General features: G+C 61.4%; 20 protein-coding genes. 7 read left to right on the top strand and 13 right to left on the bottom strand.

The annotated features are described in order from the left end of the window. Positions 1 to 669 precede the first annotated feature (669 nt). On the bottom strand, positions 670 to 1,371 hold the full coding sequence (locus OUZ52_RS10100; RefSeq protein ID WP_266158259.1) for a response regulator transcription factor: 702 nt from the start codon (positions 1,369 to 1,371) through the stop codon (positions 670 to 672). Between the two features lie 195 nt (positions 1,372 to 1,566). Between OUZ52_RS10100 and OUZ52_RS10105 the strand changes: the two genes are divergently transcribed. Both OUZ52_RS10105 and OUZ52_RS10110 read left to right on the top strand, forming a co-directional pair. Further along, the gene (locus tag OUZ52_RS10105) at positions 1,567 to 3,342 is read left to right on the top strand and encodes a hybrid sensor histidine kinase/response regulator (protein ID WP_266158260.1); all 1,776 of its coding nucleotides are present in this window, start codon (positions 1,567 to 1,569) and stop codon (positions 3,340 to 3,342) included. Between the two features lie 60 nt (positions 3,343 to 3,402). Beyond that, positions 3,403 to 3,828 (top strand): GNAT family N-acetyltransferase, encoded by a 426-nt coding sequence (locus tag OUZ52_RS10110; protein ID WP_266158261.1) that lies wholly within the window; start codon positions 3,403 to 3,405, stop codon positions 3,826 to 3,828. 26 nt (positions 3,829 to 3,854) lie between these two features. Here OUZ52_RS10110 and OUZ52_RS10115 read toward each other — a convergent pair whose 3' ends face one another. From OUZ52_RS10115 to OUZ52_RS10150, 8 genes are all read right to left on the bottom strand, one after another. Further along, positions 3,855 to 5,219 (bottom strand): serine hydrolase domain-containing protein, encoded by a 1,365-nt coding sequence (locus tag OUZ52_RS10115; protein ID WP_266158262.1) that lies wholly within the window; start codon positions 5,217 to 5,219, stop codon positions 3,855 to 3,857. Between the two features lie 122 nt (positions 5,220 to 5,341). Next, on the bottom strand, positions 5,342 to 6,472 hold the full coding sequence (locus OUZ52_RS10120) for a sterol desaturase family protein (protein WP_266158263.1): 1,131 nt from the start codon (positions 6,470 to 6,472) through the stop codon (positions 5,342 to 5,344). After that, entirely contained in the window at positions 6,469 to 7,134 is a 666-nt protein-coding gene (locus OUZ52_RS10125; RefSeq protein ID WP_266158264.1) for a phosphatase PAP2 family protein, read from the bottom strand. The genes OUZ52_RS10120 and OUZ52_RS10125 overlap by 4 nt, the downstream gene beginning before the upstream one ends. Beyond that, a complete protein-coding gene (locus tag OUZ52_RS10130; protein WP_266158265.1) occupies positions 7,131 to 8,420 on the bottom strand; it encodes a F390 synthetase-related protein in 1,290 nt (429 codons plus the stop codon). The genes OUZ52_RS10125 and OUZ52_RS10130 overlap by 4 nt, the downstream gene beginning before the upstream one ends. After that, on the bottom strand, positions 8,420 to 9,226 hold the full coding sequence (locus OUZ52_RS10135; protein ID WP_266158266.1) for an MBL fold metallo-hydrolase: 807 nt from the start codon (positions 9,224 to 9,226) through the stop codon (positions 8,420 to 8,422). Before OUZ52_RS10135 ends, OUZ52_RS10130 begins: the two co-directional genes overlap by 1 nt. Then, positions 9,204 to 10,220: an NAD-dependent epimerase/dehydratase family protein gene (locus OUZ52_RS10140; RefSeq protein WP_266158267.1), complete on the bottom strand. Its 1,017-nt coding sequence runs from the start codon at positions 10,218 to 10,220 to the stop codon at positions 9,204 to 9,206. The genes OUZ52_RS10135 and OUZ52_RS10140 overlap by 23 nt, the downstream gene beginning before the upstream one ends. Beyond that, entirely contained in the window at positions 10,217 to 11,248 is a 1,032-nt protein-coding gene (locus tag OUZ52_RS10145; protein WP_266158268.1) for a 3-oxoacyl-[acyl-carrier-protein] synthase III C-terminal domain-containing protein, read from the bottom strand. Before OUZ52_RS10145 ends, OUZ52_RS10140 begins: the two co-directional genes overlap by 4 nt. A 58-nt stretch (positions 11,249 to 11,306) precedes the next feature. Next, on the bottom strand, positions 11,307 to 11,507 hold the full coding sequence (locus OUZ52_RS10150) for a hypothetical protein (RefSeq protein ID WP_266158269.1): 201 nt from the start codon (positions 11,505 to 11,507) through the stop codon (positions 11,307 to 11,309). 156 nt (positions 11,508 to 11,663) lie between these two features. Between OUZ52_RS10150 and OUZ52_RS10155 the strand changes: the two genes are divergently transcribed. Next, complete coding sequence (locus tag OUZ52_RS10155) at positions 11,664 to 11,924, top strand: 2-hydroxyacyl-CoA dehydratase (RefSeq protein ID WP_266158270.1); 261 nt, start codon at positions 11,664 to 11,666, stop codon at positions 11,922 to 11,924. Between the two features lie 85 nt (positions 11,925 to 12,009). Here the strand turns inward: OUZ52_RS10155 and OUZ52_RS10160 are convergent, their stop codons facing one another. After that, the gene (locus OUZ52_RS10160) at positions 12,010 to 12,903 is read right to left on the bottom strand and encodes a LysR family transcriptional regulator (RefSeq protein ID WP_266158271.1); all 894 of its coding nucleotides are present in this window, start codon (positions 12,901 to 12,903) and stop codon (positions 12,010 to 12,012) included. 119 nt (positions 12,904 to 13,022) lie between these two features. Here OUZ52_RS10160 and OUZ52_RS10165 point away from each other — a divergent pair, with 119 nt between their 5' ends. From OUZ52_RS10165 to OUZ52_RS10175, 3 genes are all read left to right on the top strand, one after another. Next, positions 13,023 to 14,273, top strand: a complete 1,251-nt coding sequence (locus tag OUZ52_RS10165; protein WP_266158272.1) for an MFS transporter — start codon at positions 13,023 to 13,025, stop codon at positions 14,271 to 14,273. 305 nt (positions 14,274 to 14,578) lie between these two features. Continuing rightward, positions 14,579 to 15,118, top strand: coding sequence for a DinB family protein (locus tag OUZ52_RS10170; RefSeq protein WP_266158273.1), 540 nt, complete (start codon positions 14,579 to 14,581; stop codon positions 15,116 to 15,118). A 168-nt stretch (positions 15,119 to 15,286) separates the two neighbouring features. Beyond that, the gene (locus OUZ52_RS10175; protein WP_266158274.1) at positions 15,287 to 16,033 is read left to right on the top strand and encodes a TIGR02117 family protein; all 747 of its coding nucleotides are present in this window, start codon (positions 15,287 to 15,289) and stop codon (positions 16,031 to 16,033) included. 91 nt (positions 16,034 to 16,124) lie between these two features. On the opposite strand, the gene OUZ52_RS10180 is transcribed toward OUZ52_RS10175, so the two are convergent. Then, the gene (locus tag OUZ52_RS10180; protein WP_266158275.1) at positions 16,125 to 17,135 is read right to left on the bottom strand and encodes an aldo/keto reductase; all 1,011 of its coding nucleotides are present in this window, start codon (positions 17,133 to 17,135) and stop codon (positions 16,125 to 16,127) included. Positions 17,136 to 17,249: 114 nt separating this feature from the next. On the opposite strand from OUZ52_RS10180, the gene OUZ52_RS10185 reads away from it, so the two are divergent. Beyond that, entirely contained in the window at positions 17,250 to 18,158 is a 909-nt protein-coding gene (locus tag OUZ52_RS10185; RefSeq protein WP_266158276.1) for a LysR family transcriptional regulator, read from the top strand. A 63-nt stretch (positions 18,159 to 18,221) separates the two neighbouring features. Here the strand turns inward: OUZ52_RS10185 and OUZ52_RS10190 are convergent, their stop codons facing one another. Together OUZ52_RS10190 and OUZ52_RS10195 are read right to left on the bottom strand one after the other, a co-directional pair. Continuing rightward, positions 18,222 to 18,458 carry a hypothetical protein gene (locus OUZ52_RS10190; protein WP_266158277.1) on the bottom strand — a complete coding sequence of 79 codons (237 nt, stop codon included), beginning with the start codon at positions 18,456 to 18,458 and terminating at the stop codon, positions 18,222 to 18,224. After that, entirely contained in the window at positions 18,458 to 19,498 is a 1,041-nt protein-coding gene (locus OUZ52_RS10195; protein ID WP_266158278.1) for a glycosyltransferase family 2 protein, read from the bottom strand. The genes OUZ52_RS10190 and OUZ52_RS10195 overlap by 1 nt, the downstream gene beginning before the upstream one ends. Positions 19,499 to 19,557 lie beyond the last annotated feature (59 nt).

A 19,557-nucleotide genomic window follows, 5' to 3' on the forward strand; every position in this document is an offset into this window, starting at 1 on the left:
CAGGGCAAACCATGCGCAAACCCAACGGCGCAGACGAGCGTATCGAAGCGCATCGCTGCTGCGATGACGAGTGAATAAAGAAGTCATAAGTTACGAGTCCCGCTGCCTTGGGTTGCAGGCGAGTGGCCTGCGGTAGCAAATCCCATGCATCGCGCGGGCTTTAGAAAGCAGCGTTCAACCTTGCCGGTCCGGCAGGAAAATCAGGCGCAAACGCGCCCGTCCCAACGGCGGGAAGCACACAACGTGTAGAGACGAGCAGCCAGCACCGCAAGCGGATGCCATTGCATCTACCGTCGTAAGTCGTCGCTTCTAATCTAAACCCCTAGCGAATGCGCCACCCCTGAAGCAGCTCATACCATCCGGGTACGGAGCCTCTCAACGTTCGCCAGAGGTGAGCATCGCCATCGGCACCCGCAAGTCGCTGGGCGCATACGCTCACCTTCGGTCATACCGCTGACGAAGATGAAACGTCGATGGAGAGATACTCGCTCCCCGCCGTGTTCACACTAAACACGGCGGAGAGCAAGCGAACTCCCCCTGAACGGCGGCGATCCTATGTCGAGTGTGACGGCGCGCACAATCTCACCGGCTTTCGCAATATTTCATTGAATTGCAAAAGCGCGCCGCAAGGGCGCATCGTGTCGCGGCCGCGGGCTTTCCGGCGAGCGCTTAATCGACAGCCAGCATGTAGCCGATCCGCCGCACCGCCGTCAGCTGCAGCTCCTGGCCGGTCTTCGCTACCACCTTGCGGCGCAACCGGTGAATCAGCATGTCCAGGCGACTTGGATCGAACTCTTCGATGTGGACGGCTAATTCGTCGATCAACACATCGCGGGCCACCGGCGCGCCCGCTGAGCCGATCAGGCGCTTGACGATTAACCGCTCGGCCATCGATAGCGCCACCAATACGCCATTGGGCGCCAGCAAACGCCAGCCGCCGGCCTCCACCCGCCAGCCCAGCGCCGGGGCCGTCGCCACGCCGGGGCTGGCAGCGTCGATACGGCGCGACAGGCTGTGCAGCGATGCGGCCACGACTTCCAGGTCGATCGGCTTGGTTAAATAGACGTCCGCACCTTCCTGCAAGCCGCGCACATGATCGGCGGTCGAGTCGAGACCGGTAAGCATGATGATGCCGATGTCCGACACACTGCGCAGGTGACGCGCCACGGTGAAGCCGTCTTCGTCGGGCAGGCGGATATCCAGCACCACTAGCCGATAGCGGTCGCCGACGATGGCACGATAAAGATCGGCGGCGGTGCCCACGCCGACTACATCGAAACCGAAGGCCCGCAGCCCCGGCACCAATACCTGATCGCGAAGCTCCGCATCGTCTTCGGCAACAAGTACGCCGCGCCTGCCGTTGTCATCCATACCGTTCCCTGCCCCCTGAGGCCATATTGCATGTGTGCGCCATGGCACCCCTGCTCAATAAGGCGCGAACTCTAGCAAATACCTGTGCCCTACCGTGTCGTTAGATCCATTGCCGGGCATCGGCACATGCGCCATCCTTCGCGCCGGCTCAGACCTGATCCCTCGGATCAGGCTAATCGTCAAGGGGGCATAGCCGTGTCACAGACCAGGCCACATTCCGTGGCGGGTGCGGCGGAATCGTCGCAGCGCTCGCTCAACCCGTTCCGCTGGCTTGCGCGCTGGTTGCGCAATGTACCGGTGGACGATCCGCTGGAATGGCGCAATGCGCCGATGTTGCAGATCTTGTTGCTGATTCTCGGCACGGCCTTTCCGCTGTCGATGATTCCACATTGGGCCACGCGCCATGGCGAAGCCATCGATTGGGCGGCGGAAATACGCAGTTTGTTTACCGTGATCCTGTTCTGGTTCTGCTTCTGGCTAGTACGCCGCGGCCGCTTCAAGCCGTCGGCCATACTTTTTATCTCAGGCACCCTGGTACTTATATCGATTAGCTATAGGCATCACGGCCTGCAAGCCGAACTGGCGCTCCAGGCCACGCAGATCTACCCCATCGTGCTGGGTGGCTTGTTGCTCGGCCGGCGTGCGCTGTGGGCGATCACCGTGGGCATGCTGTGCATCCTCGGCATGGGCGCGCTGGTCGATAATTTCGAAGGCGACCACGACACCGCTATGGCGGTGATCAACTTCATCCGCTGCGGGCTTGGCTTTGTGATCGTCGCGGTGATCCTGGATCGCTCGGTGTCCGCGTTGCGCGAAACCCTGGCCCTGGCCAACCTGCGCGGTGAAGACTTGCTGCGCACACAAAAAACCTTGCAGCAGGAAATCCAGGAAAAAGAACGCTCGCAAGCACAGCTCATCCAGGCACAGAAAGTTGAAGCGGTCGGGCGCGTGTCCAGCGGCATCGCCCACGATTTCAACAATATTCTCGGTGTCATCATGGGTTATGCGAGCCGACCCGACGCCAGCGAAAGCCTGCCCGTGGCCAATGATTCACTGGATGGCATCAAGCTGGCAGCGCAGCGCGGTGCCATGGCGATCCGGCGCATTCTCAGTCTGGGGCGTAGCGAGAACAGCGTGCGCGAAGTCGTGGATGTCCGTACGGTGATCGGCGACATGCTGCCATTGATCCAGCAAATCTTCGGCAAGCGCGTGGTACTGCATACCGAGCTGACCGACGAGGCGTTGCCGGTAAAGCTGGATCGCAGCGAGTTCGAGCTGACCATGTTGAACATCGCCACCAACGCGCGCGACGCCATGCCCGACGGTGGCGTATTCACCATCGCGGCGAGCGCGGAAGACGGTCATGTACTGATGACCCTGGCCGACAACGGCCTGGGCATGAATAGCGAAACGCGCGAGCGGCTATTCGATTTGTTCTACACCACCAAGCCGGAAGGCCTTGGCTCCGGCATCGGCCTGGCCGTAGTCAAGCGTTTCGTTGACGACGCCGGCGGCCGCATCGATGTGCGTAGCGAGGCGGAGCGTGGCACCTCGTTCCGCATCCAGCTTCCGCTTTCCAGCGCACACGATGAGAGCGCGCCGGTCGTATCCATCCATGGCATGCATATCTTGCTGGTCGAGGACGACGAAGCGCTGCGCGACTTGCTTGCCGATGCGCTGCATGCCGCCGGTGCCAGCGTGCTTGCCGCAGGCAGCGGTAAGCAAGCGATCAAACTGGCCCGTCAGGCCGAGCGGCTGGACGTGCTGGTCAGCGACTTCCATCTGCCCGACGCCACTGGCAACGATGTGCTGCAACACGTCACCACCCTGCATCCCAATGTGCGCTGCCTGATCATCTCGGCCAATGAAAACCTGGCCGCGATACAGCCGATTGCCGGACAAACCACACAAGTACTGGCCAAGCCCTTTGCACCGTCGCGCCTGGTCGAAGTGGTAGGCGGCAAGGCGTGAATACCGATCCACGCCAGCCGTATTCCCGGCTGGCGATCTTATCTTGCGGAGATTTGTGCAGTGAAATGGATATTTGAACAGGACAACGTTGACTGGGCCGAGCTGACGAATCTTTATCGAATCGCCCCGCTCGGCGAAAAAAATCCCGATGCGCTGAAGATCACCTTCGGCAACAGCAGGTACAAATGTTTCGTGTACCAGCATGACAAACTGATCGGCGTAGGTCGGGCGATGGCCGATGGCTTCGATTGTTCCTACATCTGCGATATCGCCATCCATCCCGATGCCCAAGGCCTCGGGGTGGGCAAGGCGATCGTCACCCGGCTCAAAGAGTTATCTGCCGGACACCGAAAAATCATCCTCTTTGCCAACCCTGGCAAGGAGGGCTTTTATCTCAAGCTGGGTTTTAAGCGCATGCGTACGGCGATGGCGATCTTCGAGAATCAGGAGCACGCGCTGCAATCGGGTCTGCTTTACGACGAATGACCGCAAGCCGTGAACCGAATCCGCGGCTAGGGCACGCGGACTTCGCGCCGCGCCGGTGGCATGCCGTCGGCATAGAAATCCAAAGCACTGACCGCGCCGTGTGCATCGCGAATGATCTTGATGTAGTCGGTACCGTCGCCCGGGAAAAACAGCACATCGTCTTTTGCCGCCGCCAAGGCGCGCTTGGGACCGCCCTCGCGCTGCATCGTCAGCCTACCGTTCTCCACCGAGATCGTGCGCATCGCGGTGGGGCCGATGCGATAGCTGCCACTCAATGCCTGCAAGTCTTGCGCGCTGCCGGTCACCGGCTGTAATTCGGCATACGGCCGCCCCATGGCCAGCGCACCGAGCCGATGCGCCAACGAACGCGGGTTCGGCGATCCGGCATCCGTATTGGCAAGTACCACCACGGTGATGTGATGCCTGGGGAAATACGTCAGCTGCGATGCGAAACCTTCGATGCCACCGTTATGTTCCAGCACCGGCTCGCCGCGCACCGTGCCCAGCATCAAGCCATAGCCATAGGGAACGCGGTCGCCCTGGGCTGTCGCTTTGGCGCTGGACATGTCTCGGTAAAGCGCAGGCGGCAAGGCGCGGCCCGTGGCCAGCGCGCGCATCCAGTGAAACAAATCGTCCACGGTCGAAGTCAACGCGCCCGCCGCACTCGGCCCGCTGATGCTGACAAAAGGCGCCAGCACGACATGACCATGCTCATCCTGGCTATAGCCGCTAACGCGCCCCGATACCACGGCCTGGTCGGGGTGGTACGCGGTATGGGTCAGCCCTAGCGGCTGGGTCAGCTGTTCGCGGATGACTTCGTGCCACGGCTGCCCGGTGACTTTCTCAAGCACCGCGCCCAGCAACATATAACCAGAGTTGCTGTAGGCCCAGGCGGCGCCCGGCGGGAAATCCGGCGCGTGTGCCGCAATCAGTTTGACCAGCGACGCGGTGTCCTGCGGCTTGGCCGGGTCGGCTTCCCAGGCGTCACTCACACCGGAGGTGTGGCTGAGCAGCTCGGCCAGGGTGATATGACGGCCATCGGGGTAATCCGGCAGAAATTTCGACAGCGGATCGTTCAATGACAGCTTGCCCGCCGCACTCAGCTTTAATACGGCGGCGGCGGTAAAGGTCTTGCTAATTGAACCGATGCGAAAAACCTGTTGCGGCGACAGCGCAACATCCAGCTCGATGCTGGCGCGGCCACGTGCCTGGCGGTAAATCACCTGGTCGTCCCGCGCGATCAGCACACTGGCACCCGGTACCTCGGCAGCGATGCTTTGCGCCAGGATCGCGTCCGCCTTTTTCGCCAGCGCGGTATCGTCTTGCGGGTCAGCGGCGGCCTGCAGCGAGAGCAGGGCGAGTGCAAGGCCAGCCATCCACGTCCGAGTCATGCATCGATCCATCGCAGCGGCGCCTGGGCGCGGGTAGCCGGCATTATTGCAGCACCCCTGCTAAACGCACATAGCCGGCTACCCGCGCGAGCATGGGCCCTGCCGTACGACCGGCCGATGCTCTAGACATCCGTCGCCGAACTGGCGCTTTGCAGCCGATACGGTTTGGCGAACATCCAGCCCAGGCTCATCAAGCCATGCAAGGCCAACAAGATCAGCGGCAGGCAACCCCAGGGCTGGCGCAGCCCATACCAGCCGATCATCACCAGCGGCGACGCCATCGTCAGCGCCGACCAAGCCATCACGCCCCAGCGCCGTCCATCCGAAATGCCGCCCAGGGCAAGCGTCGATAAAAAGATCAGCGCGAACAGACTCAGTTGTGCCGACCCTTGCCATGTGCCCTGCCGATGCACGTAGTAGATCACCGCGCCGAACAGAAACAGACCACCCAGGGCAATCCACGGCTGCGGCATGGCTGGCCGGGTTATGCCGGCCAGTGCGGGCTGTCGCCATTTCAGCAAACGCAGCAGCGGCAGATTGTTCGCCCAGAACGGGTTATGCGTCGGCACGCTGTCTTCGACGCCATAGTGAATCGGCACGCCGGGGAGCTCGCGCTGAAACGTGCCGAACAGCTTGTCCCAGATCAGCAAGGTACCGCTGAAATTCTTGTCGATGTACTCCGGGTTGAGGCCATGATGCACGCGATGATGCAGTGGCGTCACCATGAACTTGTCCAGCCAGCCCGAGCTGCGCAGCGTGCCGCAATGGTTGTAGAACTGAATCGAGTAATGCAGCGAGGACACTACGATAAACACGTTTAGCGGTACCCCGATCACCGCCAGTACGGCAAAGAAGGGTATCGACGTCAGCGAGGAATACCAGGAGTTGCGAATGCCTAGCGACAGATTGAAATGTTCGCCCTCGTGATGCACCACGTGCACCGCCCACATCAGCGGAATCTTGTGATGCAGCCGATGCAACCAGTAAAAGCAGAAATCCCAGGCGAAGAACGCGAACACCCAGACCAGCGCGGGATGCCAATGCTCGGCCCAGTGCAAGCTGAAATGGCTAAGCACGAAGGCGAATACGGCCACCTCGACGCCACGGAAAAACCACAGCAGGATGTGCCCCGAATTCAAGTTGAAAATCACATCGCTCCATGGCGTGTGCTCGCCTCGAATGCGCTTGAGTAATAGCGCATCGGCGAACACCAGCAGCAACATCAGCAGCAGGGGAATGGCGAGTGCGTTCATGGCGGCGGACTCTGCGTGGAGATCGTATGAGCTGTAACAGCGTTGCAGGATGCCGCCGTCGAAGCCGACGTCGTGGGTCGGCTGCATAGGCGGTAACTGAGATAGCCGCAGATCAGGCCCAGCAGCATGCCTGCGGATAGATCGGCCGATAGATGGCGGCGCGTCTGCACGGTGGCATAGGCAATACCCAGCCCCCACAGCAACGCCAGCAAGGAACGCCACGGACGCTTGCGATCCAGCAATGCCCAGGCGCACAGCAAGGTCAACGCGCCATGCAGCGAGGGCAGACAATTCTGTGTGGTGTCACCAGCCGCCAACAGCCGCATCGCCATATCACTGGCAGAGTGGCCGACTATTGGCGGAAACATCAAGGTGGTCGGCCACAGCATGAAAACCACCATGCAAATCGCCGCGCACAGCTGCATCGCTCGGGTAAGCCATGGCAGCTGGCGCAGCTCGATGCTGGCGTAGGTCAGCGGGATCAGCACAAAGAACGAGAGATAAAGCCAAACACCATGCGGGTTGTAAGGCATCATCCGATCCAGCGCGGACTCCTGCAGCACCACGCCTTGGCGCTGCAAAATACTCGAGCTGCCATAGACCAGGCCCACCGCGCCCCAGCCCAGCGCTATCGCACGCATGCGTTGCAGATAGGTCTTCATATGGCGGCGTAGCTACGCAGGATGCGGCGGCGCTTTGCCGTAAAAGGGGTGGCTGTCATATCGGTGGACAAGATCCAATGCAGTTGCGCCACGTCCACACCCAGACGCTCGAATACGTTCATTAAATGAGCCCGGCACGCATGCAAGGTAGGCAGGTCGGTATTGGCATGCAGGGTCAGCGTGTCTGCCGCGGTTTGCAGCAGACGGTAATCGGCGGCGGCCGGTAGCATTTGCGCCAGCGCTCGTGCGCACACGTCCGCGAAGATCGTCAACGGGCCAGTCGCAAGTCTGCCGGGCAGCAACAGCATGTCGTCACAACGGCCTTCGATGCGCTCGATCGCCATGGCGTGACTACCGCACGGGCAAGCCTCGCTGCGTTTTACCAGGATATCGTCGAGGCGATAACGAACAATCGGCTGGGTCGAACGGGTGAAGTCGGTAATGATCGGCACAAAACGCAGGTCGTCGATCCACTCCGGCTCCACATAAAGCACATCTTCGTTGAGATGCATCACGCCATGCGCGCAGGTGGCGCCGAGAAAGCCCTCGGTCGCCTGATACACCTCATGCACTTGATCGAAGACGCGCAGCAGCAGGGCCCGATCGATCGGATCGAGCACTTCGGCCGCGGCAATCACCCGCCTGGGCCGCGCGGTCATGCGCCCATCCAGGGTCGCCAAGGCCAGCTCACGCAGCACCTGCGCAGGCGCCACCACGATAGTCGGCGCGCTGGCATTGAGTTGCCGCAGCAGCTGTTCGAACGGCGAGAACAAATCGAAAAACTGAAACGACAGCCAGGGATTGTCCACCGAGGTATAGAGATTGCTGTTCGCGCGCAGAAACAACGCCACGCGCTCGCGCTGCAACAAGCCGGCGGGCAGCAACTTGGCCAGCATCACGCCTGCCCAGGCCGCGCGCTCCTCCGGGCTGACGACGAATACGCCGCGCCCGCCCGAGGTACCCGAGGAAAGGCCGACGCTGAAACGGCCGATGGTCGGGCTGAAATCGCGCGAACTCTCCGCTTTCAAAGCACAGGCCAGCACCTCATCCAGATGTAGGCCGGCCGTGTTCATGCGATCGAACTGCGCCATCATCACCGCCTTATTCATCAGCGGCCAGGCCGACAACGGCTGGTGCTGCATGGCGCGAAAGTACGGGCTACGAGAAAGCACGCGATCGGCAAACCGGCGCAGCTTGCGTGCCTGGTACTGCTCCAGCGCGGCGCGACTGGCAAAGCGCCGTCGCCGGCTACCGACATAAGCCCACCATAGGCGCAGCAAACGCATCACAAGGCACCTTCGTGGGTCAGCATGATGCGCACCTGGCCGCCGCGATCGAGCTGCTGCAACTGGCGCAAGGTGTCGTAGTACGAACGGGTGTCTTCCATGATCAGTTGCGACAGCGTCGAAGGGCCGACCAGTTCACGATAACTGGTGGGTGACCATGCGGCATCCGAAGCCAGCAGTACCCAACCGTCTTCGGTATCGACAAAAGCCCCCAGGTGACCGGCGGCGTGGCCCGGCAATTCCACGATGAACACTTCGCCATCGGCGCCGGGTAGCGCATACGCCTGCGTGAATGGCGCCAGGGCTTGCGGCAGGGCGACGTGTTCAAAGCTTTCGACAAAACGCAGGCGGGATTCAAAGTCAGCCGGAATCAGCCCGGGGATGAAACCGCGCCGCAAGGCGGCAATGCCTTGCAGATGTCGCGTGCGCGACCAGCCGGAACCCGAACACAGCAAGGGCACCTCGGGAAAATCGCGCAAGCCGGCAATGTGATCGCCGTGAAAATGCGAAAGGATCAGAGCGTCGATATCGCCATGCTGCAAACCGCACTGGCGCAGCTGCGCGGCCAAGGCATCGGCGGCATCGAAATGCACTGGCGTGACCTTGGCATAGATGGCGAAAACGCCGCTACGCGTGTGGTCGATAAAATGCGAGGCGTAGCCGGTATCCCATAACCAACGGCCCGAGCCGGCTTCGATCAGATACGCCCGCGCGGGAAACGCACAGACGGCAAAGCCGGCGCCGCGCAATGCCATGCAGGCCCGGTGGGTACAAAACCCGGCCTCAAAGGTGGTGATGCGTGCCATGCGCGCGTATCCATTGAGCGGTCTGTTGAATGCCGGCGTGCATATCGACGGGCGGGTAGTAGCCGAGTTCGCGCTGTGCCTTGGCGTTGCTAAGCGTCATATCGAAATGCAGGGCGCCCATGCTGTAGCGGGTGAACATCGGCTCACGTCCACTGAGCCGACTCCATTGCTCCATCCCGCGCGAGGCGATATCCAATAACGGATACGGCATGGATTTCACCCGATAGTCGAGCTGCAGCGCATCGCCAAGCAAACGTCGCAATAGCGCTTTCAGCGTCGAAGGCTCTTGGTTGCTGATGTTATAGGCCGATCCCGACGCCAGCCCCGCTAGCTGTGAGGCAAGCTGCATCGCATGCACTACAGTGCCGACATAAGTGAGGTCGATCAGCGCCTCGCCGCCACGCGGCAATGGCAATACGCCTTTGCGCTCGCGCAGCAGCCGCAGTATGCGTGGCAGCACTACGCGGTCATGCGGCCCAAACAAGCCGCGTGGGCGAAGTAGCACAAAGCAGGTGCGCGGATGCGCGGCGACCATGCCTTGCAACCGATCTTCGGCCAGCGCCTTGGTATGCGCGTAGTAATTGGCGTAGCGGCGTGCCCGATGCGCCTCGGGAATATCGCGCCGATGCTGATAGTCGAAATAAATCGACGGGGTCGAAATATGGATAAAGCGACGCACATCGCGTGCGACCGCCGCCTCCGCCAGCAAACTCGTGGCCCTGACGTTGGCGTCGTAAAAATCGTCCGGCTGACCCCATGGCGAAGACAGCGCCGCGCAATGCCAGACGATATCCACATCGCGCAATAAATGATCCGCCTGCTCGGCGCTGATGCGAGCGAGATCGGCCGGTACAAACTCGATGCCACGCTGTTGCAGCTGTGTGCCCCGTGCCAGGTCGCGGCCGGTGGCCCGCACCGCGACACCTTGCGCATGCAGCCATTCCACCGCGTTACGGCCCAGGCCACTGGTCGCACCAGTCACCAGAATGGTCATAGCACCAGCACCATGCCGCCCACCGTCAGGCCGGCCGCGGTGCCGATCAACAAGGCGCGCGAGCCGGCCGCCAAGCGACCCGTCACCATCGCTTCATGCACTGCGGTAGGCATCGATGCCGCCACCTGATTGCCATGCGTGGCGTAGATATTCATCACTTGCGTTGAAGGCATGCCAAGACGCTTGGTGATGTGTTGCATGGCCAGGTGGCTGGCCTGGTGCGGTATGACGATATCCATATCGCGCGGGCCGAATGGCCGGCCGGCAAACAATAGCGCGATAAAACGATCCATCACCTGTGCCGCCAATCGAAACACCCCACGGCCGTCCATTCGGAACAGGAAGTCTTCCGCGTCGGCGCCGCGTCGTGGCGTGCGCCGCGTGCCGCCTGCGCGGATCTCGCATAAAGCCTTGCCTTGCGGATGGGTCTCCATACGAAATGCCTCGATGCCGGTGCGGCCATCGCCACGCTCCACGATGACCGCCGCCGCGCCGTCGCCAAAGATCAGCGAGGTTTCATGGTCATCCCAATTCAAGCCACGCGAAGCCAGGTCAGAGGCGACAATCGCAATACGCTTATAGGTGCCGGTATTGAGCAGGCTGGCCGCCAGTTGCAACGCGGCAAGAAAGCTCAGGCAGCTGGCATTGATGTCGAAGGCGGGGATGCCATGGGCCAGCCCCGCCGGCTGCATGATGCGGCAAGCGGTGCTCGGCAAGGCCTGCTCGGACACGCCCGTGGCCGATAACAATAAATCGATCGAGGCGGCGGGAATCGCCTGGCGTGTTAGCGCATCGCGCAGTGCGGCGGCGGCGAGTTCGGATTGATGATCGGTTTCTTCCGCAAAGTACCGATGCGTCATGCCGGACTTTTTTTTGACGTATCCCTCGGGCTTGCCCAGCAAGACATCCAGCTCGACGGATGTCACGCAACGCGAAGGCAACGCCTTGCCGGTGGCAATGATTTTCAGGGGTAACATGGGTGCGCCATCCGTGGAAACCGGCTGACTGCCGGAGATATCAATCGTCATGTGGGCGCAGTCTACTGGTCATAAGCCTCTCGCAGATAGCGAGGTGCTCATTTCGGTTTCAATCGGCATCGGCGCTTGGCCGCGCGTCATTCAGGTGGCTGGACGTTTGGCTGTCGACAATCACGTCGAAGGTTTGCCCGCCACTGAACACAGGCAGCGCAACGCCATCGGCGTATTTGATGCGAAAATCCCCGATTCCTGCGAACACGAGTGACGATCGTGCGTGCAACCCATCGTCATCGTGATCGACGATCGCCATGTCGCCGCAGCTCCGGCACAACATTTGGCTAACTTTCACCTTGCTCGTGACGGCCTCGCTGTGAAGCATTCGACATCGCCAAATCATGGCCGGCCACCAATCGCCGTTAAGCCGATACACTAAGCGCCCGCTCAAACCGATATCCTTCGATTCAGCATGAATGCCCCCAAAGACGCATTTCGACGTTTTCAGGAGGAGCTCGCCGCGCTTGAACGCACGGCGGAAAAGCGTCCACCCGAAAATACCGCCGAAGCCAAACTCGCTCGGGCCAAATCCGAATTTCTTGCGCTACGTGAGCGCTACGGTTTATCTGTCGCCGATGTCGTGGCGTTCTTTCCGGAAGAGGAAGGCATCGAGTACTTGATGCAAATCATCGCCAAGACCGAAACCAAGCCGCGACGCAGCAAGAAGACTTAAATACCCGCCAAGCCACCCAGGCGTCATGCCCACAGTGACAGCTGCTTCGATGAAGCGAAGCGCCGCAGCTTAGGTTGCGCGATGTTCAGCGTTTGGCCATCACTTCTTTCAGCTGTTGCAATAGCAGCGCAACCGGTGCCTCCAGCCGAGGTGGCAACGCGCGATGCACCAGCCAGCCAATCACATGAATCTTGAAGTCGCTGACGCTGAGCACCTTGAGCCGGTCGCGATACGCGCTGGCAGCAAGCAGGTCGGCTGTCACCAGGCCAATGCCGGCACCACGCGCGACCAAGGACAGTTGTAGATCCACGCCAAACGCTTCTACCCCGACATGACAGGGCAAGCCCTGCGCCTCCAGCTCACGCCGCAGCGTGGAGCGCATGCCGCAACCGCTCTGGCTAAGCACCCAGGGCAAGCCGGCCAAATCTTTCAAAGCCACGCGAGTCCGTAAACCGAGCGAGGGCGAAGCCACTACCTTGATCGATTGCCGACTGAACGGGTGCGCAAACATAGCGGATGGCGGCGCGGTGTTTTCGGAATACACCGCGGCAGTCACATCGAGCAGGCCTTGCTCCACCTGCTCCAGCAGACTGGACGACCAACCGGCATGGATGCGCAGGCTCAACCGTGGAAAGCGCTCGCGCAGGCAATCCACCGGGGCCGTCAGCGCCACTTCAGCCAGAAACGGTGGCATGCCCAGGCGAAGTTCACCCGCCGGATCGACATCAGAATGCGCCAGCGCCAGCAAATCGGCTTGTGCATGCAGCAACTGGCGGCCTTTTTGATAAACCTCGTATCCCGCCGCCGTAGGCCGCAATGGCTTGCACTGACGATCCAGCAACTCCAGCCCCAGCAGGGCCTCCAGGCTTTGCACCCGGCGCGTCACCCCCGGCTGGGTGAGATGCAGCGTGGCGGCGGCCTGCACGATGGAGCCGGTATCGACGACGGCGATAAACGCGCTGATATCACGGGTATTCATACGAATGGCCTGCTGGATGATCATGCGTGTTACGCATAATGATTATGAATAATATTCAATAGCGGCATAGTGCGCGAGTATTTAGCATCAGCGATCTCCCCGCTGGCAAGACCCCGATCATGCAGCCCCCGCCCCGTCATCCCCCTATCGTCGCGAAGGTGGAGCAAGCCGCTACCCAGCTGACAGCCCCGCTGACGGCGCTGTTCGCCTTCGCGGTGTGCGTCATCATTATCAATCTGACCGCGGCGCAGCCGTTGACCGGTCCGGTCAGCCGCTCGTTGCATTTGCCGGTATCGCTTAGCGGCCTGGTGGCGATGCTGCCGCAGCTCGGCTACGCCGTAGGCATGCTGTTTCTGGTGCCGCTGGCTGACTTGCTGGAAAACCGCCGACTCACCGTCACCACCTTGGCCTGCTGCGCGCTGATGCTTGCGCTGGCTGCCAGCGCCGCGACAGCGCCGTGGTTTTTACTGGCGGTGTGCCTGGCGGGTGCAACTTCCTGTGCGATCCAGATTCTGGTGCCGCTGGCGGCAGCCATGGCTCACCCGGATCGCCGCGGCAGCGCCGTCGGCAATGTGATGAGCGGGGTGATGCTTGGCATCCTGCTTTCACGCCCGTTCGCCAGCTTGATCGAGGGTGCGTTCGGCTGGCGCGCGTTCTACGGCGTACTCGCCGCACTCGACGCCTTGCTGGCGTTGGCGCTGTGGCGCTGGTTGCCCTTGCGTCACCCAGGCAGCGGCGAAACCTATCGCGGCCTGATCGCTTCACTGGGCACACTATGGCGTCGTGAAAAAGTATTGCGCCGCTACGCGTATTCGGCGGCGGTGGTCATGGCAGGCTTTAGCGCCTTTTGGACCGGCATTGGCCTGCGCCTGGTCCAGGCGCCGTTTTCATTGGATAGCCACGGCATGGCACTGTTCGCATTGGCAGGCGTGGCGGGCACCATTGTGGCGCCGTTGGCCGGCAAAATCGGCGATCGCGGGCATAGCGCCACCGCCATGCCGGTGGCTCATCTGCTGTTGCTGATCGGAGTCCTACTTGCAGGCAGCGCCGGTGCCGGCTGGTTCGGCATGCCTATCGCCGAGCATCCGCAGCTGGCCCTGGGCCTACTGGTTATCGCGGCGATCTTGCTGGACGCGGGTGCCGTCGGTGACCAGACCCTGGGCCGCCGCGCCATCAATATGCTCGACCCGAATGCGCGCAGCCGCCTGAATGGCCTCTTCGTCGGCGTGTTCTTTGTCGGCGGCGGCATCGGCGCCGTCGCCGCGGGCACCGCCTGGGCCATCGCCGGCTGGGGCGGCGTCTGTGCGCTTTGCCTGGCGCTGTGTGCACTGGCGTTTGTCGGCGACCTGCTTGCCCGCGCGCGCCACTAGCGAGCATCGTGGGTGGTCGAATCAGCCATCACGACTCGGGCATGATCTGAACTTTGCATGGTGTGGATCGCGCGAGGTCCTGACCTTATCAAGCCACTGCCCAAGCCTGGCCAGCGCTGACTAGGCTTGGGCGGGCAGGATGGTGATCGGCGCGAGCGACGCGTCGCAGCATGACGGGTCGCCCCTGCCGCTGCGGGCAGCCGCAGAATCAATGGCCGCCTGGGTGGGCTGCTGCCGACGAAATAAATCGCCGTCACTCGCCCATCTGCGCGAAAATCGCCTATCAGCGGCCATTGAAGCAATCCATGAATCGCATCGAACAGATTCGCCTGATGGCGTCGTACAACCAGTGGATGAACGGCAAGTTGTATGAGGCCGCGCTGAGCTTGCCCGACGAGGTACTGAGCGCCGATATGCAGGCCTTTTTTGGCTCCATCCTCGGCACGCTGAATCACCTGGTGATTGCGGACACGATCTGGCTGAAGCGCTTTGCCACGCACCCTGCCCATTACTCCGAACTTGAAGCCGTGCGCAAGCTGCCAATGCCTGCCGGCCTCAACGTACTGGTATGCGCTGATATTCAAAGCCTTGCCGCCCATCGCCAAGCGCTCGATCGCATCATCACCGCCTGGGTGCAATCGATTCAAGACGGCGATCTGGATCATGTCTTGAGCTACGCCAATACCAAGGGTGTCGCGGCTCAAAGAAACTTCTATAGCCTCACCACGCATTTCTTCAATCATCAAACCCATCATCGCGGCCAGGCAACCACCTTGCTCTCTCAAGCCGGTGCCGATGTCGGCGTAACGGACCTGCTGGCGCTTATTCCCGATGAGACTTGCTGAGCCGTTTTTTCACACCATGCCTTTTCGGCTGAGCGAGGGCGAGCTTACCGACACATAAGGCATAGGCGGCGTACGACGCCACCTGGCGCAGCATCCAGCGACCATCGAAATCTCGGACTTGCGCCGGTGTATCGTGTCTCTCCTTTGTCGCTGAAGAATGGGCGGGCCGTGCGACGTTTGTTCAAATGGATGGGTTGGCTGTTCGCCGTGCCAGTCGGCTTGATCGCCGGCTATTTGCTGGCTGCTTTTGCTTTGCCTTTTTTCCCCGCCAACCGTGATGCGCCGGTGGCGCATGATGTCGAGGCGTATATCGTCTCCAATGGCGTGCATACCGATTTTGTTTTTCCGGCTCGTTCGGCGGCGATCGACTGGAGCACGATATTTCCCGCTGAAGATTTCTCCGCGATGCCGGCCGATGCTGATTTCATTGCCATCGGCTGGGGTGACCGTGAGTTTTATCTGAGCACGCCCCACTGGAGCGACCTCACGGCTGCCCGCGCGTTCAATGCCATGCTGGGGCGAGATCATGCCTTGCTGCATGTCGAGTATCTGAGTGCAGCCGAGTTGCAAACCGATGTTTACCGACTGCCGCTTTCCCAGGCCCAGTACGCCTCGTTAATCCACTACGTGCTCGATACCGCGCAGCTTGCCGGGTCGCATGGCGTGAACGTGCCCGATGCGCACTATGGTAAATACGACGCTTTTTTTGCAGCCAATGGCAGATACCACCTGTTCAATACCTGCAATAACTGGATCGGCCGCGGCCTGCTGCAAGCCGGCGCCAAAGTGAGCCGCTGGACCCCGCTGGATGCGAACGTGCGCTGGCATCTTCAGCCCGGTGGCCCGATGCAGCGTACCGATGGAGTGGATGGATTGGGCGCAGGCTGGGGTGAGCCCAAGCCAACCCCACACTGATGAGCCGACGCGCATGGTTGGAGTTCGCCTGGGCTCACCCCAACCACGGTAACCATCGTCATCGCGATGCGTCGGTCATGTAGCGACCCGCTTAAACGTGGCCGGCGCCTTCGCTATCCAGGTGCGCCATCTGCGCGGGAGCGTAGCGATCGCCGGCCGCGGCACCCTTGGGCACAGCCGCTTCGATCTGCGCCAGATCTTCAGTGCTCAGCACGACATCGAGTGAGCCCAATGCCTCTTGCAGGCGATCGCGGCGGCGCGCACCGACCAATGGGACGATGTCGTCTCCCTGGGCCGCCACCCAGGCAATCACCAACTGGGTCACGCTGACTTGTTTGGTGTCGGCGATCTTGCGCAATGCCTCGACCAGGGCCAGATTCCGATCCACGTTGCCGGCCTGGAAGCGCGGGCTGTAGGCACGGAAATCATTGGCGGTCGTCGCGCCTTTTTGCCAATGCCCGCTGATCAACCCGCGCGACAGCACACCATAGGCGGTGATGCCGATGCCCAGATCGCGACAGGTTTTCAGGATGCCGTCTTCGATGCCGCGGGAAATCAGCGAGTACTCGATCTGCAGGTCGGCGATGGGGTGCACCGCAGCCGCGCGGCGCAGGGTCTCAGGACCCACTTCAGACAAACCGATATGGCGCACATAGCCCGCCTTGACCATGTCGGCGATGACGCCCACCGTCTCCTCGATCGGCACGCTCGGGTCCAGCCGCGCCGGCCGGTAGATATCGATATGATCCACGCCCAGCCGTTGTAACGAATAGGCGAGGAAGTTCTTCACCGATGCGGGCCGGGTGTCATTACCCGACCAACCGCCGGCCGGGTCGCGCTGGGCACCGAATTTCACACTCAGCAAGGCGTTGTCTCGCTGGCTGCCGGCACTCTTGAGCGCCTCGCCGATCAGCATCTCGTTATGGCCGGAGCCGTAAAAATCGCCGGTGTCGAGCAGGCTGACACCCGCCTCGAGCGCGGCATGGATGGTGGCGATGCTTTCGGCGCGGTCAGACGGGCCGTACATGCCCGACATACCCATACACCCCAAGCCAAGGGCGGACACATGCGGACCAGTCGCACCTAGTTGACGATGTTTCATGGCAAAACCTCTTGGTTAACCGCCCGATGCGGTGTTGACGGAATGAAGTATGAGCGCGAAGTGAGCGTGCGATAATCCGCCCCACTTCGCACGGGTTGTACGGATTTACGCACAATGAGCGATCCCGACCTTTCTGATCTCGATGCTTTCATGGCGGTTGCCCGGGCGCGCAGCTTTCGCGGCGCGGCCGCGATCCGCGGCGTTTCCGCCTCGGCGCTAAGCGCCGCGCTGCGGCGGATGGAGGCGCAGCTTGGGGTGCGCCTGCTCAACCGCACCACCCGCAGCGTCACCCCGACTGAGGCGGGCCAACGCCTGCTGGAACGACTCACCCCGGCACTCGACGACATCGCCGGCGCGCTGGATGCGGTCAACAGCTTTCGCGACAGCCCCACCGGCACACTTCGCTTCAATGTCCCATCCATTGTCGCCCGGCATATCTTGCCGCCGATCGTGAACGGCTTTCTGGCGGCGCATCCCGGCATCAAGCTTGAGGTCACCGCCAACGACACGTTTATCGACGTGCTGGCAGCCGGCTTCGACGCCGGCATCCGCTACGAGGAAAGCATCGAGCGCGACATGATTGCCGTGCCGATCGGGCCGCGCATTCAACGCATGGTCATTGCGGGCGCACCGGCTTACCTGGCCCAGCATGGGCATCCACAACATCCCAGCGAACTGCTGCGACACGCCTGCATTCGGCATCGCTTTCCCAGTGGCGTGGTTGCCAGCTGGGAACTGGAACGTAACGGCGAGATCATCCGGATCAGTCCGGACGGGCCGCTGATCGCATCGACCATCGCCCTGGAGATCGAGGCCGCCATCGCCGGCCTGGGATTAGTCCACATCTTTGAGGATGATCTTCGCCCGGCACTCGCCAGCGGTGCCCTGGTGCCAGTGCTCGCCGACTGGTGGCAAAACTTCTCCGGCCCGTTTCTCTACTATCCAAGCCGCACGCACATGCCTGCACCCATGCGCGCTTTTGTCGACTATCTCAAGAGTGAGCAGAACGGCCGCGGCCAATGACAGCCGGTTTGATCTCAAGCGCTGATTTCAATCGCAGGTGTCGTAGCCAACGTCCGCACCCGACTATTTGTTCGCGGATTCCAGCTCAATACTTGTCAATGCGATACCCAGTACTCGCACATCGGCTGCCCCGGATCGGGCCTGCGGTGATGTTGCGCCGATCACCCGGATATCGAGTTTGTGCAGCGGAAGATCGGGCGGCAATGGCACGTGGATGGATGCAGGCTGATCATCCGATATCTGCGCGGCTTCCACCCAGGAAGAATCGTCTGGAGAGGTTACCTTTACCTCGCCACTCACTATCCCCATTTCCTGCTTGAGTGCTGCACGGTTGGCGCCGCTTGCCGCGGGGGCGATTTCTCCAGTGGCTCGGCATCGGCCGTTGCTGGCGCGGTAGCCTGCTCGAGCTTGCGCATGCGCAACAGTATCTGTTCGGAGATTTTGCGATTGACCGCGATCAGATCGGCGATCAAGGCAAGGACCACCATCAGCACGCCAAGTATCAGGCTGAGCGCGGACAGCACCACCGACTGCACGTGACCGTCGCCACTGCCGGTTATCAGGAAATAAAGAAATCTTGTGCCTACGGCAAGACCGAATGTGATGGACATCACGCCGGCCCACATAAACAAGGCTAGCGGCCGATAGATGACGAACACCCGCAGAATGGTTCCCAGGGAACGCTTCACGTAATTGGGAATGCTGCTGACCAATCGCGAGGGACGCAGATCGGGATTCGTATGGATGGGTACGGAAATCACCCGCAGGTCGCTAAGGCCCGCCTGGATAATCGTTTCCAAGGTGTAGGTATAGGCACCGAAGACATTAAGCCGCATCGCCGTTTCGCGGGTCATCGCACGAAACCCGCTTGGCGCATCGGCGATATCGGTGTTGCTGGCCATGCGAACCGCCCAACTGCCGAGCCGTTGCAGCTTCTTCTTCATCCATGAAAAGTGCGCGGTCTCGTCGATCGGGCGAGCCCCCACCACCATATCGGCTTCTCGGCGAAGAATCGGTTGCGTAAGCGTAGGAATATCGCTGGCGTCGTATTGGTTGTCGGCGTCGGTGTTGACGATAACGTCGGCACCGGCAGCGAGTGCCGTTTCCAATCCTGACATGAAGGCCGCGGCAAGCCCGCGATTGGCCGGATGACTCACGATGTGATCGACGCCTGCCGCACGAGCCACTTCCACGGTTTTATCGGTCGAGCCATCGTCGATCACCAACCATTCGACCAGGTCGAAGCCGGGCACTGCCCGTGGCAGCGCGGCCAGTGTAATGGCCAAGGTTTCTGCCTCGTTGAGGCAGGGGATCTGGATGACCAGCTTGCGCAACGGCAATGTGACAGACCCTGCTGAACTGCGATCCGAAGTTCTCGATGGGCCTTGAATTGCCATAA

The sequence above is a fragment of the Dyella silvatica genome (genome assembly GCF_026283955.1).
GTDB lineage: Bacteria > Pseudomonadota > Gammaproteobacteria > Xanthomonadales > Rhodanobacteraceae > Dyella_C > Dyella_C silvatica.

Excerpts from the sequence above, each read along its gene's own strand:
- OUZ52_RS10115 (WP_266158262.1), bottom strand. The coding sequence starts at position 5,219 with ATGACTCGGACGTGGATGGCTGGCCTTGCACTCGCCCTGCTCTCGCTG.
- OUZ52_RS10135 (WP_266158266.1), bottom strand. The coding sequence starts at position 9,226 with ATGGCACGCATCACCACCTTTGAGGCCGGGTTTTGTACCCACCGGGCC.
- OUZ52_RS10185 (WP_266158276.1), top strand. The coding sequence starts at position 17,250 with ATGAGCGATCCCGACCTTTCTGATCTCGATGCTTTCATGGCGGTTGCC.
- OUZ52_RS10180 (WP_266158275.1), bottom strand. The coding sequence starts at position 17,135 with ATGAAACATCGTCAACTAGGTGCGACTGGTCCGCATGTGTCCGCCCTT.
- OUZ52_RS10130 (WP_266158265.1), bottom strand. The coding sequence starts at position 8,420 with ATGCGTTTGCTGCGCCTATGGTGGGCTTATGTCGGTAGCCGGCGACGG.
- OUZ52_RS10165 (WP_266158272.1), top strand. The coding sequence starts at position 13,023 with ATGCAGCCCCCGCCCCGTCATCCCCCTATCGTCGCGAAGGTGGAGCAA.
- OUZ52_RS10155 (WP_266158270.1), top strand. The coding sequence starts at position 11,664 with ATGAATGCCCCCAAAGACGCATTTCGACGTTTTCAGGAGGAGCTCGCC.
- OUZ52_RS10150 (WP_266158269.1), bottom strand. The coding sequence starts at position 11,507 with ATGGCGATCGTCGATCACGATGACGATGGGTTGCACGCACGATCGTCA.
- OUZ52_RS10170 (WP_266158273.1), top strand. The coding sequence starts at position 14,579 with ATGAATCGCATCGAACAGATTCGCCTGATGGCGTCGTACAACCAGTGG.
- OUZ52_RS10100 (WP_266158259.1), bottom strand. The coding sequence starts at position 1,371 with ATGGATGACAACGGCAGGCGCGGCGTACTTGTTGCCGAAGACGATGCG.
- OUZ52_RS10160 (WP_266158271.1), bottom strand. The coding sequence starts at position 12,903 with ATGAATACCCGTGATATCAGCGCGTTTATCGCCGTCGTCGATACCGGC.
- OUZ52_RS10120 (WP_266158263.1), bottom strand. The coding sequence starts at position 6,472 with ATGAACGCACTCGCCATTCCCCTGCTGCTGATGTTGCTGCTGGTGTTC.
- OUZ52_RS10145 (WP_266158268.1), bottom strand. The coding sequence starts at position 11,248 with ATGACGATTGATATCTCCGGCAGTCAGCCGGTTTCCACGGATGGCGCA.
- OUZ52_RS10140 (WP_266158267.1), bottom strand. The coding sequence starts at position 10,220 with ATGACCATTCTGGTGACTGGTGCGACCAGTGGCCTGGGCCGTAACGCG.
- OUZ52_RS10125 (WP_266158264.1), bottom strand. The coding sequence starts at position 7,134 with ATGAAGACCTATCTGCAACGCATGCGTGCGATAGCGCTGGGCTGGGGC.